Below are 16,172 nucleotides of genomic sequence, written 5' to 3'. Positions count from 1 at the left end.
AGGTGAAACTATGAAAGTATTATTTACTACAAATATTCCTTCGCCATACAGAGTTGATTTTTTTAATGAATTAGGGAAAAAATGTGAATTGACAGTTCTGTTTGAAAGTAATGAAGATAAAAGTAGAGATAAAAAATGGTATTCAGATGAATTCACCAACTTTAAAGGTATCTTTATGAAAGGGATCAAGGTTGGAGATGCCGACGCACTGAGTTTGCAAGTAATAAAATATTTATCATTAAAAAAGTATGATCTAATTGTAATAGGAGCATACCATACTCCATCTGGGATGTTGGCCATTCAATATATGAAACTTAGAAATATTCCATTTCTCTTAAACATTGATGGTGGAATAAAACAAGAAGAATCGAAAATCAAACATAAGATAAAGCAGTATTTTATAAGTTCTGCTGAAGGATGGCTTAGTACAGGGAAACTTACTAATGATTATCTGAAGTATTACGGAGCATGTTCTGAAAAGATCTATGTCTACCCTTTCACATCAATTAAAGAATCCAATGTTCTAAAAAAACCAGTTTCAATTGAGGAAAAAACTGAAATTAGAAAAAAACTAGGAATAAAAGAAGAAAAAATGGTCCTTTCAGTTGGACAATTTATTTATCGTAAAGGCTATGATGTTTTATTAAATGCTAGTAAGGACTTTGAAAAAAATGTTGGTGTTTACATTGTTGGTGGTAAGCCAACATCTGAATACATTCAAATGCGAACTGATATGAAGCTTACGAATGTTTATTTCATTGATTTTTTAAATAAGTTAGAACTATCCGATTATTACAAGGCAGCGGATGTTTTTGTGTTACCTACTAGAGAAGATATTTGGGGTTTAGTAGTTAACGAAGCTTTAGCATACGGACTTCCAGTAATAACTACAAATAGGTGTGTTGCTGGAACTGAATTAATTAAAGAACTTGTTGGTGAAATAATTGAAGTTAATGATGTACAAGGACTAAGCAAAGGAATTATTAAGGTTCTGAGTGATGAAAATTATACAGATAGTTCAAAATGTATTGAAATAGCTAATAAATATACTATTGAAAAAATGGCTGAATCACATTACAAGATATTTGAGAGTTACAGGATTAATTACTAATTTATAAATATTTTAATATTTAGAAATACTATGGAGAAAACTATGAAAAACAATAAAAATGTATTAACAACTGATAACTTGTTATTGTTTTCTATCGCTTTAATCCCCTTTAGCAATCAGTTTGTTAACATGAGAGGCATTTTAACATTTTTTCAATACTTACCATTTATTATTATTATATTTATTTTTCTTTTAAGTAAGAAAAAAATATACTCTAATATGAATCTGAAAATAATATTCTTTTTATTTGCTAGTGCTTTTACGATATCCCCTATATTGGGGTTAACAATTTTTAAATACGACCCCATAGGTAATCTTTTTTATATAATATTGTTTTTGATTTTTATAGCTGCTATATATATTTTAGTTTCTTATGTTAATATGTATAACTTTAAGAATGTTTTTAATATGATCTTAATAGGGAATAGTATTTTGCTGTTATATAATTTGGCAACTCATATTTTTGAGATTCAAGTTGAAGACTATCTCTGGATTCTTAATCGTATAAGAGAAAATAGACCTAGTTTTGGTTACTCCCATCCCAATACCGCAGGTATGTATTTGTTTTTAGAAATAATTTTACTCTCATTTGGTTATAAATTGAACTTAAAGTTTAAAGCTGTGTATCCGGCAATAATTATAATTATGCTAGTTTTTCTTTTAGCAACTGGATCCAGAACTGCTGTATTGAGTACTCTTCTTTTCTTTATATTGGCTTTATATTCACGAATAATATCATATGTAAATATTAGATTGCGTGTAGCTATCCTCTTTTCAATTATATCTCCAATAATTTTTATATATTTATTGCAATTCAATTATAATGATTTTTTTAATAGTACCAGCGGAAGAAGCTCGAGTATAGTTCAAAACATCGATATATTATCTCAGAATAATGGATTGATTTTTGGGATAGCTCCAATAAATGTATCCAAATTAAGATATGTTATTGATGGTCTTACGTTTTCAGATAATTGGTATGTCACTAACGTTATACAATTTGGATTAATAGGAATTATAATATTTATTTGTAATATTTTTATTATTTTTGTTTTTTTAATGAAACAAAAAATTACTGGATCTATGATATTGTTGTGGGTTTTATTATTTTATTCAGGGGCCGAGAATGTAATGTTTATTCCAGGAGTACTAATTTCATGGGTAGTGTGGACCTTAATATTAACAAGTATAAAAATAAGGATGGAAAAAGAGGTCTTAGTATGAAAAATATTTATATTTGTTTTCTGAGAGAAGAATCAGATATTATTGGAATATTAAATAAAATAAAACAACAGTGCATTGCCATTGATAATATAGGAATTAAATCATTCTTGGTAATTTCAAGAAACGATTCAGTTGTATTATATGAAGTAATTAATGAAGTTCTGGTAGAGATCATATCACAAAAGTATACAAAATTTGCTTTGTATAATGAAAATCACAAAAGAATTTTTAAGAAAATCTCCAGTTTTATCAGATTAAAAGAGTTTTTAAACTTTGCTCAAAAACAAATTATTTATAGGTCAGCTGATTCAGTTTACATTAGAAATATACAACCAATAACATTGGATGTTGTTAAATTCATAAAATTTATTTCTAAATCAAATCATAAAATATATTGGGAGATACCTACATATTCAAAAAATAAAGAAAAAGAACTAAGCTTTAATAATTTTATGCATAAATATATAAGCACTTATTTAACAGGAAATGTTGCCATAGCTGCTGAAGAAGGATTAAATAAAAAAGGATATATATTTACAACAAATGGTGTGAACAGCAAGAATATAAGGATGAAACGAAATGCAGATCATCAGAATTTTAATTTGGTTTGCGTTGCTACATTTGATTATTGGCATGGCTATGATCGACTTATTGAAGGATTGAATAATTACTATAAAAATAATAATAATTATAGAACAGTAAGTCTTCATATGGTAGGTAATGGTAACCTGCAACCGTTGAAAGACTTAGTTGAAAAACATAATTTAGGTAAGTATGTTACATTTCACGGGGTATTAGTAGGAGAAAAATTAGACGATTTGTTTGATCAAATGGACATTGCTGTTGGAAACCTTGGATTCCATAGAGTAGGTGTTTATGCTGACACTTCTATAAAAATCCGTGAATATTGTGCGAGAGGAATTCCTTTTGTAACTGCTCTAAAAGATAGTGATTTTCCAAGCGAATTCATTTATAGAAAAAAAGTACCTGCTGATGAATCTGCCATTGATATTGTAAGCATTATTGAATTTTATGATAAGTTAAACCAGTCACAAGATTATTCTAATGTAATGCGCCTATTTGCTTGCAATAATCTTTCATGGGAAATGAAGATGAAATTTATTTTAGAGTAAGTAATTGGAATTGTATTTATGAAATATGATGTTTTTAATTTCTTTTTTCTAATAAAGAGAATAGTGATGAAAGTTAATAAATAAAATTCAAAGGTGAATTCATGAAAGAAAATGAGATTTCATTAAAGGCTGCTGCTTTCATCAATATAACTGCCAGATATACAAATATCATTTTGCAAATCATTGCTAATGCTATTCTGGCACGTCTTCTTACTGCAAATGACTACGGCATTATTGCCATTATACTTGTATTTACGAGTTTTTTTGTCTTGCTCTCAGATATGGGTTTAGGGGCGGGAGTTATACAAAATAAACAATTGAAGTCTGATGACATCGATAATATTTATTCAATGACCATTTATGCAGGTATTGCTTTAATGGGAATATTTATTTTATTGTCATATCCGATTTCTTGGTTTTATAACAATGATGTGTTTATACCTGTCGGTAGTTTGTTATCTATATCAGTACTATTTTCCACGATTAATATCATACCTAATGCGATATTAATGAAACAAAAACGATTTAAGCTTGCCGGGATCAGAACGATTGTTATTTCGGTTCTAAGCTATGTAGTAGCGATAATTTTAGCTTATTATGGTTATAAATATTATGCCTTAGTTGTTCAATCTTTGGTATTATCCTCCGTAACATACCTCTTAAATATCTGGAGCACGAAACTAAAATTCAAATTGAAGTTTAAATTCTCAAGTGTAAAAAAAATACTTGGTTTTTCTGCTTATGATTTTGGCTTCAATATCATAAACTACTTTGCTCGAAATACAGATAGTCTTCTAACAGGAAAATTTATGAGCAGTGCAGCATTAGGATTTTACAGTAGAGCATACAACCTGATGCTCTATCCTGTTATGAACTTAACTCATGTTATTTCACCAATTTTGCATCCAATATTGTCAGACCATCAAGATAATAAAGAATACATATTTGATAAGTATTTAAAGGTATATAAATTGTTATCTTTAATGGGGATCTTTATTTCGGTGTTTTGTTATTTCTCAGCTCATGAATTGATCAATATAATATATGGTCCCAATTGGGAATCAACAGTACCATGTATGGCCGCACTTGGGGTTTCAATTTGGTTTCAGATGACCTCTTCAAGTTGCGGCAGTATCTACAGGAGTTTAGGGATGACAAGTTTAATGTTTAAGAGCGTCACGCGCTTTGTACCTATTCAACTTGTAATGATTTTTATCGGGGTATTAAGTAAAGACATTATGACATTGTCCTGGTGTGTGAGCATTAGTTTTATTATTAAATACTTTATAGAATATTATTATTTAGTAGGGAAGGGCTTCAATAAATCTGTAATAGGATTTCTACAGAAAAATACCCCAGAAGTATTTATAGTTTTGCTGATGTGTGTTGTTATGTTACTAATTAAAAATATCCCCGAAAATAATGTATTTGCTTCGTTGGGCTATAAGTTCTTTGCTTGTTTAGTTACCTTTATTGTTGGCTTGGTAATGACGAAACAGTTAAAGTTTCTTATGCCAATGGTTCCAAACCGTTATCGAAATAAATACGCCAATTTCCGGTTGAGAAAAAGTCAAAAAAATTATTTATAGGGGTAGGTATGGATGAAACTAGTTCTGTTATCAGGCGGTTCAGGAAAGCGTCTCTGGCCATTATCAAATGATGCGAGGTCAAAGCAATTTTTGAAAGTACTCGAAAACGATGACCGGGAGCTCGTTTCAATGGTACAGCGAGTTTGGGGGCAAATCGACAAATTTGGGTTAGCCGAATCCAGTTATATAGCTACCGGGAAATCACAAATTGAGATGATGCACAGCCAAATTGGATCTACAGTACCTCTTATCATTGAACCGGATCGTAGAGATACGTTTCCTGCAATAGCGTTAACGGCTGCATATTTATATTCTGTTGCCAAAGTGAGTTTGGAAGAAGTCATAGCTATATTACCAGTGGACCCTTATGTAGAGGGCCACTTTTTTTATACCGTAAAAAGCTTAGAAAAGATCATACAGACTACTGGTGCGGACTTAGCCCTTATTGGTGTTAAACCAACATATCCTTCCGGCAAGTATGGCTACATCATTCCGGATCAGCGTTATTTCGAAAATAATGGAGCGCTAAAAGTCAGTCACTTTCAGGAGAAGCCCTCCGAAGAAGCAGCTGTTGGCTTAATCGAACAGAATGCTTTTTGGAACTGTGGCGTATTCTCTTTTAAATTAGGATACCTTATTGAAATTTTGCTGAAGAATGGATTCCCTATTCAATATGAACAGTTATCTGAGCAGTACCATACACTACCTAAAATAAGCTTTGATTATGAAGTCGTAGAGAAGACGGATAATATTGTTGTTGTCCCTTATGATGGCTATTGGAAGGATCTTGGTACTTGGAATACGTTGACGGAAGAAATGAAGCAGAAGCAAATCGGAAAAGGGATTATTAGTGATGATTGCATTAATACTCATCTAATAAATGAACTTGAGCTTCCAGTTACCATCCTTGGGTTATCCAATGTAGTGGTAGCGGTGAGTCCAGATGGTATTCTTGTTACGGATAAAAGCACAAGTCCTCGAATAAAAGATTATATCAATTATGATCAAGGCCCAATGTATGAAGAAAAAGAATGGGGAACGATCAGAATATTAGATAATCAAAAATACAATGATGAGAGAACTGTTATAACAAAAAGAGTGGCTGTTAAAGAAGGCCACAACCTGAGTTATCGAATGCATTTGGACCATGAAGAGGTATGGACGATTGTAAGAGGCCAGGGTGAATTTATACAAAATGGCAACTATATGGTCGTAGGGGAAGGTAATGTGCTGCACATCCCAACAAAGACGTTGCACACAATTCGAGCAGTGAGTGATCTCGAAATGATCATTGTTCAAAGCGGAAAGGATACGGGACAGGTTATGGAATTGTTCACATCATGGCATGACGTGTCCGAACGCTGTATGAAAGTCACTAAAGGCAATGGATAATGTATACAACAATTTGTTTCTATATCTCGGACTATGGGTATGGTCATGCATCCAGAAGCATATCCGTTATCCGCGAGCTATTAAATCGGAATACCTCTTATCAAATGATCGTTTGCTCCAATAAGGTGCTGCCTTTTTTGAGGGAATCGTTATTGGAGTATGGTAACGAACGAATTATATTTCGAAATTGTGTGTTGGAATTTGGTTACATCGTAAATACGGTAACGTTTGAACTTGATTTAGAAACAATGAATCATACACTGCGAACTACACTTGATGAGTTACCTCTACAAGTTTCAGAAGAAATGAGATACTTGTCCTCTGTCAGACCAGCAGCAGTGATGTCAGATATTTCTGCCATTCCTATTGCAGCAGCTCACGAACTAGGGATTCCAACTATTGGGTTATCAAACTTCACATGGTATTCCGCTTATGCAGAACTTTTTTCGAATGAAATGCTGCAGCCGTTGTATGATGCTTACGAAAAAATGGACTACTTCATACAGTACGAAGGTGTTGGAGTAAACGAGCCTAACTGGGGGCGATTTGGCCAATTACGAGCTAATTTTTTTAGCCGTAAGCCAAACTGGGCAGAGGTTGATCGATTAAGGGCAGAGTTGGATCCTACAAGTTATAAAACGATTATCTTATTTGCAGTTGGTTTGGGGGTTACCATTACAGACTTTAAAGACATGATGATTTGGAATGACTCCTCATGTCTATTTGTTGTTTCTTCGAATATGAACATAGAAGGCTCAAATGTAATAAGAATACCTAATACATATTTGGAAACCCAAAATTATGTTGCAGCTTCTGATTTGGTTATTAGTAAACCTGGCTGGGGTACAGTAAGCGAAGCGGTAGTAGCAAGCAAACCACTGGTGCTGGTGGATAGAAAACAATTTTCGGAAGATTACAATACAGTAGATGCATTATACAGAAGAGAGTATCCGTTTTGCCGAATAGATTGGTTTTCATTAAAAGGAATAAGCAGACTGAATGATATTCAGGTGAATCCAGGTACAACTATGCAACTGGATAATGAAATGAATTTAAGCGGTATATCTGCTTACATAGAGAAAATCATTAAGGAGTGGGTGGAATGAAACTCTCCGTAATCGGCACGGGATATGTAGGGCTTGTCTCTGGCGTATGTTTTGCGGAACTGGGTAACGAGGTTACCTGTGTGGATATATCAAGAGAAAAGATCAATTTGCTGAATGATGGCATTGTGCCAATTTATGAACCAGGGCTAAAAGAGTTAATTGACCGTAATAAAGAATTAAATCGTCTTACCTTTACAACAGATTTGAATGAGGCTGTAAAGCAGACAGATGTCGTTATAATAGCAGTCGGTACTCCTTCGATGCCGAATGGTGAAGCTAACCTTTCATATATTCAGAAAGCAGCAAGGCAGATCGGGGAAGCAATAAACGGCTATAAAGTAATCGTCACCAAAAGTACGGTTCCTGTTGGAACAAATGAAAAAGTAGGCTCAATAATCTCCCAATATTCAACGTATTCTTTTGATATTGCTTCCGTTCCTGAGTTTCTAAGGGAAGGGTCGGCTGTAATAGATACGTTAAATCCGGACCGTATTATTATAGGAACCGAAAGCGAGAGAGCTGCTGCAGTTTTATGGGATTTGCACAGCCCATTAACGGACCAAATCATTATTACAGATATCCGCAGCTCGGAAATGATTAAGTATGCATCGAATGCATTCCTTGCCACCAAAATTTCTTTTATTAATGAGATCGCTAATATTTGTGAAAAGGTGGGCGCAAATGTCGAGAAAGTAGCGCTTGGTATGGGAATGGATCACCGTATCGGTTCAGCATTCCTAAAAGCCGGTATTGGGTATGGTGGATCTTGTTTTCCAAAGGATACGCAGGCGTTAATTCAAATTGCTGGTCAAATGGACTATGATTTTAAATTGCTTAAGTCAGTTGTTGATGTTAATAATGATCAGCGTTTTAACGTAATTCGTAAGCTTAAGGAGATACTTGGGGATTTGGAAGGATGTACGATTGGTATATGGGGGCTAGCATTTAAGCCAGAGACGGATGATGTTCGTGATGCTCCGGCATTTGAAATTATCTCGGCCATTTTAGAGCTGGGGGCAAATGTGAAAGCATATGATCCCATAGCTGCGGATAACTTCCGTAACCGACTTGACGATCCGCGCATTCAGTATTGCAGCAGTAGCATGGAAGCCGCTCACGATGCTGATGCATTATGTATTCTTACTGAGTGGGAGGAATTTAAATCAACACCATTACCTGATATTCAGACTTGGCTTAAGTCCCCCAATCTAATAGATGGACGTAATATTTTTCAGGAAGAAGAATTAAATGGAACTCCGTTTGTTTATTATTCGGTTGGTCGTCCAAGCATGAGCCAGGGGACTAAAGCTCAAAGTCCAATAATAGCTTGATCCTAAATGTCTAGACGTACAGAAAAGCAATGGAGGATATCGAATGGCAAACAATTTAACTGAGACTCAAAATATAACGAAAGAATTATCTCTCCTATTGAAGATTATTAGTTCAAAATTAGTTGACCATAATCAATTTTTTAATATTGATTGGGATGAGTTTATAAACTTGGCATTTCATCACCGAGTATACCCGGTTCTATATGTGAAACTAAAAGAGCTTGACAATCCTGCTGTTCCTCCTGCAGTTATGGCAAAACTTCAAGCGTCATATTTTGAGAATGGGTTCAATATGCTGAAATTAAGTTCCGATTTAGAGAAAATAAATCGGTCTTTTTCTGATCATCAAATAGATTCCATTTTGTTAAAAGGACCTATTCTAGCGTCTATGTTATATGGAGATATATCGCTTCGTACCTCGAAAGATTTGGATATACTTGTTAATCCCGAGCATTTGTTTGAAGCGGAAGAGGTTTTATTGAGCTTAGGGTATGTATCCAATGATGAGAGAATAACGAAGAGATGGATGTTGAGAAAAAAACATCACATTTCTTATTATCACCCTTTAACTCAGACTCGGATTGAACTACATTGGCAGATGAGTTCTCGAGTGCGAGGTATTAGTTTTAAACTACTGTGGAAGCGCCGTATAACATTTTCTTTATCTGGAAATCCCATCAATTACTTAAGTCAAGAAGATTTATTTATATATCTAATAATACACGGAGCCAGACATGGTTGGTTTCGGCTAAGATGGCTACAAGATATAGATCAAATGATTAGTAATGAAATGGTAGATGCAGAAAAATTAAAGTTAGTTTATCTAGAATATGGAAGTGAGTATTTAGGAGGGCAGGCTCTTCTCTTGTGTTCTGAATTATATTCAACAAAAGTCCCTCAACAATTATTTTTTCTGATTAACGACCACCGATCATACAAATTGGCTAATAGTTCCCTTTTCTTTATCAATAAAAAGATAGATATATCAACAATATCAGATAAAAATATACTGGACGCACACAAGAAATATAATTGCATATTGTTATCGGTTAAACAAAAAATTTGGTTTGCACTTGATAGCATCTATCCCAGTTATAAAGACTATTTAATGCTCCCACTGCCCCAAAAACTTCATTTTCTTTATTATCCGTTAAGGCCGCTTTTATGGTTTTGGAGACGAATGAAACGTGAAGTAATTTAACCAAAAATTAAAATGTAATAAGAGCTGGTTAAGAGAAACCAGCTCATTAGTTTTTTGTTAGTAATTTATAAAAAAGAGTATATATTTGGTCATAATCTTACAATTTGTTAAAGAAGCTTTATACATATGGTTCAGTAATTTCAGTGTTAGTTAAAGCATCAATATACTTTAGAAATTTGTCCCCTTTTTCAGATATTAGAATAGTCCCGTAATTAAGATTAGAATATTCACTCAAAAACAATGTGTCAAAGAAAAAAGTAAGTGAGGATTCAGTAGTTGTATTGCACCTTAACGCGATTTGTATTTTATTAATTCCATTTGGGATTGAGAATTCATAACTTCCATTATTTTGATTATAATAATAAGTTATAACTCTATTATTATCTCTGCACAAGTAAATTTCAATTATATTTCTGTGGGAATTATCACTTGCGAAATAAGATGTTTTTGTATTAAACCGATACTTCTTCCCCTCAGCAGTCGGAATTGTAAGTATGATCTCTGGCCATCCACTAGTTGTATATCCATTAACTTTCAGTTTATAACCATTCGTATCTACTATTACCCATCTGTGATCAGTTATATTCCAAGCAGGATCATTAAATTTAGGAATTAAATTTTTTGTATTATATCCATATTGATTTCCATCTTTATCTACCCATTTAAAACTTGTATTCATAGTCAATGATTTGCCATTAACAATTACACGCCTGCCTGGAAACAATCCTGTTTGTGGTGGCACAGAATGAAAAGTGTCATTTAATTCTTCTAATTTCATATTTGTCATATGGCCCTCTTGAAGCCAACTGGTGATTCCTACACTAACTCTAATAATCCGATTTGGATCTATAGCACTAAGTGTATTATCAGTTCTGATCATATTTCCAGAAGAGTACATATCTTTAATAGCACCATTACCACCAATAATATCAATAAATGTATCAACAGCACCAGCAACATTTCCAACAATCGATATGCCAGAATGACCTCCTACAATAATAGTTCGCCAATCATTATCAGTTAATCCATTGGTACTTTTCCACCAATTATGATTTACCATAGACTCTTTGTTACAGTGGTTGAAGACATTTCCTGATAAAGTGCAAGCGATTCCTACTTTATCAAATGCTCTATATATATAGTCAAAAATATTACCGACAAAAGTACACTGTTCCATAGAATTAACCTTAAACCCGTAGTCAAAAAACTCAAACCAGTTATTCAAAAATTGACACATAGCCAATGTTGAAGGATTTTGAATAAAGTCACAGGATACAGTTTGTTCTTTTCCACTCGTATCAGTGTAGGTTGTACCGTGTCCGTGAAAGTAATTATTATAAAAATACGCATCAACAATGTTGCCGCCGTTGAATATAGCACGGCCAATATTTCTAATCTCACAGTACTGAATTCTTGATGCCATGCTAAATGACCCTTGGTAAAACACATAGTCAAATAAACCAATTTGTACACCCTCGAACAATGAGTGTCTTTGGCAATCGTATTTATAGAGTAAGATGTTTTTTTTATTTCCGGTATTGTATGATAAACCTGTGAAAATTCCAATATTCCTAACTATCATCTGACCCCCAGTAATACCATTTTTACCAGTGAATAGATAAGAGTTGGGATCAGAGTTAGTAAATATGAGTGAGGCAAATGAAATGGTGTCCCATGAGCCATTCGTGGAAAAACCTGATATATACCCTGAAATATATACATTTGCTCCGAGATATAATGTTCTGGAAATTTGATATATCCCAACAGGAAAATGAACAAATGCTTTCATTGAGTTTGCTAAGTCCAAAGCTGCTTGGATTGCACTAGTGTCGTCCGCACCAGTAGTTCCGTTCCAATTCCCTTTTGCACCAAACCATTGAGGATATATTTCTCTTACTTGAGGAGTACCTGTGATTGTTCCACCTAGCGTGATATCAAATATCCAATCACTTTCATAGGCACTTATTGCACTATTAACTGTTAGCGTTTTACCATTAGCAATTTTAAAACGTGAATCACGGTCAAATACATATCTTTTGGAACTTAAAAAAATAAAATCTTGATCAATTAAATACACACCTTTAGGAACATAGATTGTATCTGTAGTTCCATTTTGTGCATCAGTGACCGCTTTTACGGAACTTTGTGCACCAGTTGGGTCAGCGCCGAACCATCTAATATTAAAACCTCTCTGTATCATTTCATCATCGACTTTTCTCAGTGACTCAGTAATCTCTTGTACATTTAATTCGTTTGATTTTCCCAGTGCTGATAGCCCCATTGCTTGAGTTTTATCCATTTTCCCACCTCCTATTTCTTACTATATTCTATGAACACAATGAGTGTTACCAAAAATAAGACTAAATCCAAAAAGCGTATTTTATTATAGAAAATATTTTTAAGTGGGATTATAGTCATTAACTTAATAGTTAATTAAAATAACTTAGAATTTATTAAATTTAAAATTGTCTTCTTTTTATTCATTTTAATGGTTGCGAATAAATAAAGTATTTCGGATTTGACTCTTCTTTTAACAACAATAGTAACTATTGCTATACTTTTTGTATCTTTGGTGATAATATTGTTACTAAATGTATCAATTCAAAGCAATTATATAAAGGAGCCATTACCATGATAGACATCCTTTTTTTTATTTCCAAAATGAGGCGGGTAACGGGGTTAAGCTTTATTTCAACATGCTCCAATCTTTTTTCATAAGCTTATTGGACGGGATCGGCATTTATTTAATCGTTCCGCTGCTGAGTGTTATTGGCATATTCCAAATGAACATAAGCAGTGTACCGCAGATTGCCTCAGCTACTTCTTACTTGGAATCGCATGGTATTACATTAAATCTCCCTTTGGTGCTGACTATATATGTTCTTATCGTTGGCGGCCAGGCATTCATGCAGCGCAGCCAGACTGTTATGAATACGAAGATCTTGCAGCAATATGTCCGGTCACTCCGTATCGAGACGTATTCCGGATTGCTAAACTCCAATTGGAGATTTTTCCTAAGCAGGCGTAAATCGGACTTTAATCATATGATGGTCAATGAAATTACGAGGGTCAGTTCGGGTTCTAGGAACCATCCTTTTGCTTATTGGAAGCTAGTAGGTAAATTAGCTGATCGCGGGCCACAATATCTCTCGGAACAGTATCGGGATCCGGCAGTTTGATTGGCTTTACATTCTTAAAAGCTTCTGTTGCCAAAGCTAGTCCTCTTGGTTTCAGTTGAATATCGTTTTGAACTTCTCCGTAAATATAAAGCAGCTTGCCTTTCCATTCCACAGGCTTTGCTATTCTTAAATTGCCTTGTACATTTGCAGGCTGGATCTGAGGCATTAATGTGGACAATGGTACTGTGATAAAGGATACTTGTTTGTGCTCATTTATCGAGAGCAAGGTAATATCAGCGGAAGAACGGGACGAAACGGGTATCCCCCCAGAAGCATACAGTTTTCCCTGAAACGGTATCAATGTAAAAGCTCTAGCCATATGAGGAATACTCCCAGCACTTTTCCAGGTTAAGCCTTGATCATCCGATCGCAGAACTTCCGCTTTATCGGAACCAATTGCGGCAAAGAGGCTCCCTTCGTAATAAGCCATGTCGAAAACGTGGACAGCCCCGGGAAGGTTTCGGTACTTATGCCAGCCGTCTTTCTCTAAGCGATAGAAATTTCCGTAATCCCATCCTTCTCCTCTTGCATCGTTCCCCGGAAAATAAAGCGTGCCATTCAATATTTTGAATGTATCAATTTGCTCTTCATCCGCTGCTTTTTTGATTGTTTTTTTGCCGTTAGTCGCGTTTGTACTTGTGCTTATAATGCCGGAATTGGCATTAAAGGTGCGGTGTTCCAAATCGTAATAAACGATAGGGATTGGGCCGGCATTCGGAGCGGGATCACTGTTGCTGCTGTTGCCATACCCGAAATAGATCTGATGATCAAATAACTGCATGTCCCATACGTTTCTTGCATATAAAGGTTTGTTGCTGAAGGGGCTACCTAGCATTTCGACATGATTCGTTACGTCTTTTAGGGAGGAAGAAGCAGACGGCAAAGGCTTAGATTTTACAGGGACGAGGCTGGTTGGTAAAGGGGAAACTTCAGTTACGGCTGCTGCTGTATCATACACGGGAGAAATTTGGGACGGCTGTGAGCAAGCCGATAACAAGAGTGTGATCCCAGACAAAACAATAAGCGATTTGTTAACAAGCATACCTGGTATCCCTCCAATTTAGGATGAAAACGACCATCGAACAGGAGCCTGAATTAGAAAAAATGCTGCAACGTTTTGTATACAAAACGTGTCGAATATGTTATTATTGTTACATATTGTATCATAAATAAAAAGGGGTGACAAACATAGCGGCATTTACATATAAATTGTTTGGTTTGCTTGTAACAAGCGATATCAAACTGCAGGAAGCGGAAGAGCAGACTGGCATCGAAAAATTCGATGTAATAATTCAATACGGCAAGGAAGTTTCACTCGACCGATTTGCAGGCGGTTACTATTCACTTGAAGATACGGACTTCTACTTCTATGTGCCGGAAGCGGCAGTTTATTGCATCTCATCGGGAAGCCGAATTACGGTTTCTCCGGTTATCGGAGCAGATGAAGCCAAAATTCGCTTGTTCCTGCTGGGTACCTGTATAGGAATTCTCCTTATGCAGAGGAGGATTATTCCGCTGCATGGCAGCGTTGTCACAATAAACGGGAAAGCCTATGCCGTCGTTGGCGAATCTGGGGCAGGAAAGTCGACATTAGCGGCTGCTTTTATTGCTAGGGGTTACCCATTATTGACGGACGATGTAATTGCCGTCCGTATGGACGCTGCCGATGACGTTCCGGTCGTACATCCGTCCTATCCGCAGCAGAAGCTGTGGCAAGCAAGTCTTGATCATTTTGGACGAGAGGCTAACGGCTATAGCTCGATCTACCAGAGAGCGAATAAGTTTGCTATTCCAATCAGAGACAATTTTTGCTCGAGTCCGCTTCCTTTAGCAGGAATATTCGAGTTATCCAAAACAGAGGATTCGCAGCCTGCGCTGCTTGCTTATAGCCAGATGGAAGGGCTGCATATTTTAAATGTGCATACTTACCGCATTCAGCTTATCCATATGCTGCAGCTGCAGCAATGGCATTTCGGACAAATCGCTCGCCTTGCGGCTGCAGTACCCGTTTATCGGCTGATACGCCCGGCCGAAGGTTTTACAGCGTTTGAATTGGTTCAACAAATCGTAAACGAAATCCAAAAAGAGGAGGTTATTTTGTAATGAGCACATTATCGTTTTCAGAACAAGAAATTATTGTACAATCCCAAGGGTTTCTTGCCAGTGATATGAACGGAGAGAAAGTGATGCTTAGCATAGATAACGGCAAGTATTATAACTTGGGAGCGGTCGGTGGACGGATATGGGAGCTTGTTGCGGTCCCAAGTACGATAGAGACGATAGTCACTCATCTGGTTGCCGAATATGAGATTGGATTTGAAGAATGCAGGCAGCAAGTATCGGTATTTTTACAGCAGCTTCTTGGAGAAGGGCTTGTTCAAGTTCAAGCAGGATGAGCAAGATGTTGCGAAGATTGCGCAGATTCAACCGCTATCCTTTTGATCTGAAGCTGCTGTTTATAGAGGCTTTTTTCTACTTGGCTTGGGGCCGGGTATTTAAAATGGTTCCTTTTGCTAAAGCTTCTTCCTCACTGGGAGAACGTATGACAGAGACCTCATTTGACCGCGCAGGAGCGGAACAGGAAATAGTGCTCAGGAAGATAACCAAGGTTTTGTATACGATGAGCCGTTATACGTGGTGGGAAAGCCAATGTATGGTGAAAGCGGTTGCAGCTCAAAAGATGCTGGAGCGAAGAGGAATTTCCTCTACGCTTTATATGGGAAGCGGTCGCGACGACAAGGGAACTATGATTGCACATGCTTGGCTTAGAAGCGGGAGCTATTATGTAACAGGCAACGAGCAATTGGAACGGTATGCAGTAGTCGCTTGTTTCGGCAAGGCGGCCGGCGGGAAGAAGGCGGCTTCCAGAAACATGCAGCGTGCTTCAGAATGATGAAGGAGAAGCG

Annotated in this window: 13 protein-coding genes; 11 read left to right on the top strand and 2 right to left on the bottom strand. The window is 35.9% G+C overall.

What is annotated here, in order from left to right; genetic code table 11:
• Positions 1 to 10: 10 nt before the first annotated feature.
• The 8 genes from ET464_RS10435 (at position 11) to ET464_RS10400 (ending at position 10,087) form a co-directional block, all read left to right on the top strand.
• Positions 11 to 1,111: a glycosyltransferase family 4 protein gene (locus ET464_RS10435; protein ID WP_129440672.1), complete on the top strand. Its 1,101-nt coding sequence runs from the start codon at positions 11 to 13 to the stop codon at positions 1,109 to 1,111.
• Between the two features lie 42 nt (positions 1,112 to 1,153).
• A complete protein-coding gene (locus tag ET464_RS10430) occupies positions 1,154 to 2,335 on the top strand; it encodes a hypothetical protein (protein ID WP_129440670.1) in 1,182 nt (393 codons plus the stop codon).
• Positions 2,269 to 3,468: a glycosyltransferase gene (locus ET464_RS10425; protein WP_129440668.1), complete on the top strand. Its 1,200-nt coding sequence runs from the start codon at positions 2,269 to 2,271 to the stop codon at positions 3,466 to 3,468. The genes ET464_RS10430 and ET464_RS10425 overlap by 67 nt, the downstream gene beginning before the upstream one ends.
• A gap of 101 nt (positions 3,469 to 3,569) precedes the next feature.
• Complete coding sequence (locus ET464_RS10420) at positions 3,570 to 5,057, top strand: lipopolysaccharide biosynthesis protein (protein ID WP_129440666.1); 1,488 nt, start codon at positions 3,570 to 3,572, stop codon at positions 5,055 to 5,057.
• A 12-nt stretch (positions 5,058 to 5,069) separates the two neighbouring features.
• Entirely contained in the window at positions 5,070 to 6,449 is a 1,380-nt protein-coding gene (locus ET464_RS10415; protein WP_129440664.1) for a sugar phosphate nucleotidyltransferase, read from the top strand.
• A gap of 137 nt (positions 6,450 to 6,586) precedes the next feature.
• Entirely contained in the window at positions 6,587 to 7,555 is a 969-nt protein-coding gene (locus ET464_RS10410; protein ID WP_244226492.1) for a glycosyltransferase, read from the top strand.
• On the top strand, positions 7,552 to 8,886 hold the full coding sequence (locus ET464_RS10405; protein WP_129440660.1) for a UDP-glucose dehydrogenase family protein: 1,335 nt from the start codon (positions 7,552 to 7,554) through the stop codon (positions 8,884 to 8,886). The genes ET464_RS10410 and ET464_RS10405 overlap by 4 nt, the downstream gene beginning before the upstream one ends.
• A gap of 43 nt (positions 8,887 to 8,929) precedes the next feature.
• Positions 8,930 to 10,087, top strand: a complete 1,158-nt coding sequence (locus tag ET464_RS10400; protein WP_129440658.1) for a nucleotidyltransferase domain-containing protein — start codon at positions 8,930 to 8,932, stop codon at positions 10,085 to 10,087.
• Positions 10,088 to 10,205: 118 nt separating this feature from the next.
• Here the strand turns inward: ET464_RS10400 and ET464_RS10395 are convergent, their stop codons facing one another.
• Together ET464_RS10395 and ET464_RS10390 are read right to left on the bottom strand one after the other, a co-directional pair.
• The gene (locus ET464_RS10395) at positions 10,206 to 12,386 is read right to left on the bottom strand and encodes a pectate lyase family protein (RefSeq protein ID WP_129440656.1); all 2,181 of its coding nucleotides are present in this window, start codon (positions 12,384 to 12,386) and stop codon (positions 10,206 to 10,208) included.
• A 782-nt stretch (positions 12,387 to 13,168) separates the two neighbouring features.
• Positions 13,169 to 14,308, bottom strand: coding sequence for a Kelch repeat-containing protein (locus ET464_RS10390; protein WP_129440654.1), 1,140 nt, complete (start codon positions 14,306 to 14,308; stop codon positions 13,169 to 13,171).
• A gap of 137 nt (positions 14,309 to 14,445) precedes the next feature.
• On the opposite strand from ET464_RS10390, the gene ET464_RS10385 reads away from it, so the two are divergent.
• Genes ET464_RS10385 through ET464_RS10375 form a run of 3 tightly spaced genes read left to right on the top strand, consistent with a single transcriptional unit; the run spans position 14,446 to position 16,159 of the window.
• Positions 14,446 to 15,369: an aldolase gene (locus ET464_RS10385; RefSeq protein WP_165279972.1), complete on the top strand. Its 924-nt coding sequence runs from the start codon at positions 14,446 to 14,448 to the stop codon at positions 15,367 to 15,369.
• Positions 15,369 to 15,662: a lasso peptide biosynthesis PqqD family chaperone gene (locus tag ET464_RS10380; RefSeq protein ID WP_129440650.1), complete on the top strand. Its 294-nt coding sequence runs from the start codon at positions 15,369 to 15,371 to the stop codon at positions 15,660 to 15,662. The genes ET464_RS10385 and ET464_RS10380 overlap by 1 nt, the downstream gene beginning before the upstream one ends.
• Before the next feature lie 5 nt (positions 15,663 to 15,667).
• Positions 15,668 to 16,159, top strand: a complete 492-nt coding sequence (locus ET464_RS10375) for a lasso peptide biosynthesis B2 protein (protein ID WP_129444266.1) — start codon at positions 15,668 to 15,670, stop codon at positions 16,157 to 16,159.
• Positions 16,160 to 16,172: the final 13 nt, after the last annotated feature.

It is taken from the genome of Paenibacillus protaetiae, from assembly GCF_004135365.1.
Lineage (GTDB): Bacteria > Bacillota > Bacilli > Paenibacillales > Paenibacillaceae > Paenibacillus_AP > Paenibacillus_AP protaetiae.
Note: the sequence above shows the minus strand (reverse complement) of the source record. Positions and strands in the feature narration are given on the sequence as shown.

What these genes read in the sequence shown, in the direction of transcription:
- ET464_RS10435 (WP_129440672.1), top strand. Translation starts at nt 11, where the DNA reads ATGAAAGTATTATTTACTACAAATATTCCTTCGCCATACAGAGTTGAT.
- ET464_RS10430 (WP_129440670.1), top strand. Translation starts at nt 1,154, where the DNA reads ATGAAAAACAATAAAAATGTATTAACAACTGATAACTTGTTATTGTTT.
- ET464_RS10425 (WP_129440668.1), top strand. Translation starts at nt 2,269, where the DNA reads ATGGGTAGTGTGGACCTTAATATTAACAAGTATAAAAATAAGGATGGA.
- ET464_RS10420 (WP_129440666.1), top strand. Translation starts at nt 3,570, where the DNA reads ATGAAAGAAAATGAGATTTCATTAAAGGCTGCTGCTTTCATCAATATA.
- ET464_RS10415 (WP_129440664.1), top strand. Translation starts at nt 5,070, where the DNA reads ATGAAACTAGTTCTGTTATCAGGCGGTTCAGGAAAGCGTCTCTGGCCA.
- ET464_RS10405 (WP_129440660.1), top strand. Translation starts at nt 7,552, where the DNA reads ATGAAACTCTCCGTAATCGGCACGGGATATGTAGGGCTTGTCTCTGGC.
- ET464_RS10400 (WP_129440658.1), top strand. Translation starts at nt 8,930, where the DNA reads ATGGCAAACAATTTAACTGAGACTCAAAATATAACGAAAGAATTATCT.
- ET464_RS10395 (WP_129440656.1), bottom strand. Translation starts at nt 12,386, where the DNA reads ATGGATAAAACTCAAGCAATGGGGCTATCAGCACTGGGAAAATCAAAC.
- ET464_RS10390 (WP_129440654.1), bottom strand. Translation starts at nt 14,308, where the DNA reads ATGCTTGTTAACAAATCGCTTATTGTTTTGTCTGGGATCACACTCTTG.
- ET464_RS10380 (WP_129440650.1), top strand. Translation starts at nt 15,369, where the DNA reads ATGAGCACATTATCGTTTTCAGAACAAGAAATTATTGTACAATCCCAA.
- ET464_RS10375 (WP_129444266.1), top strand. Translation starts at nt 15,668, where the DNA reads ATGTTGCGAAGATTGCGCAGATTCAACCGCTATCCTTTTGATCTGAAG.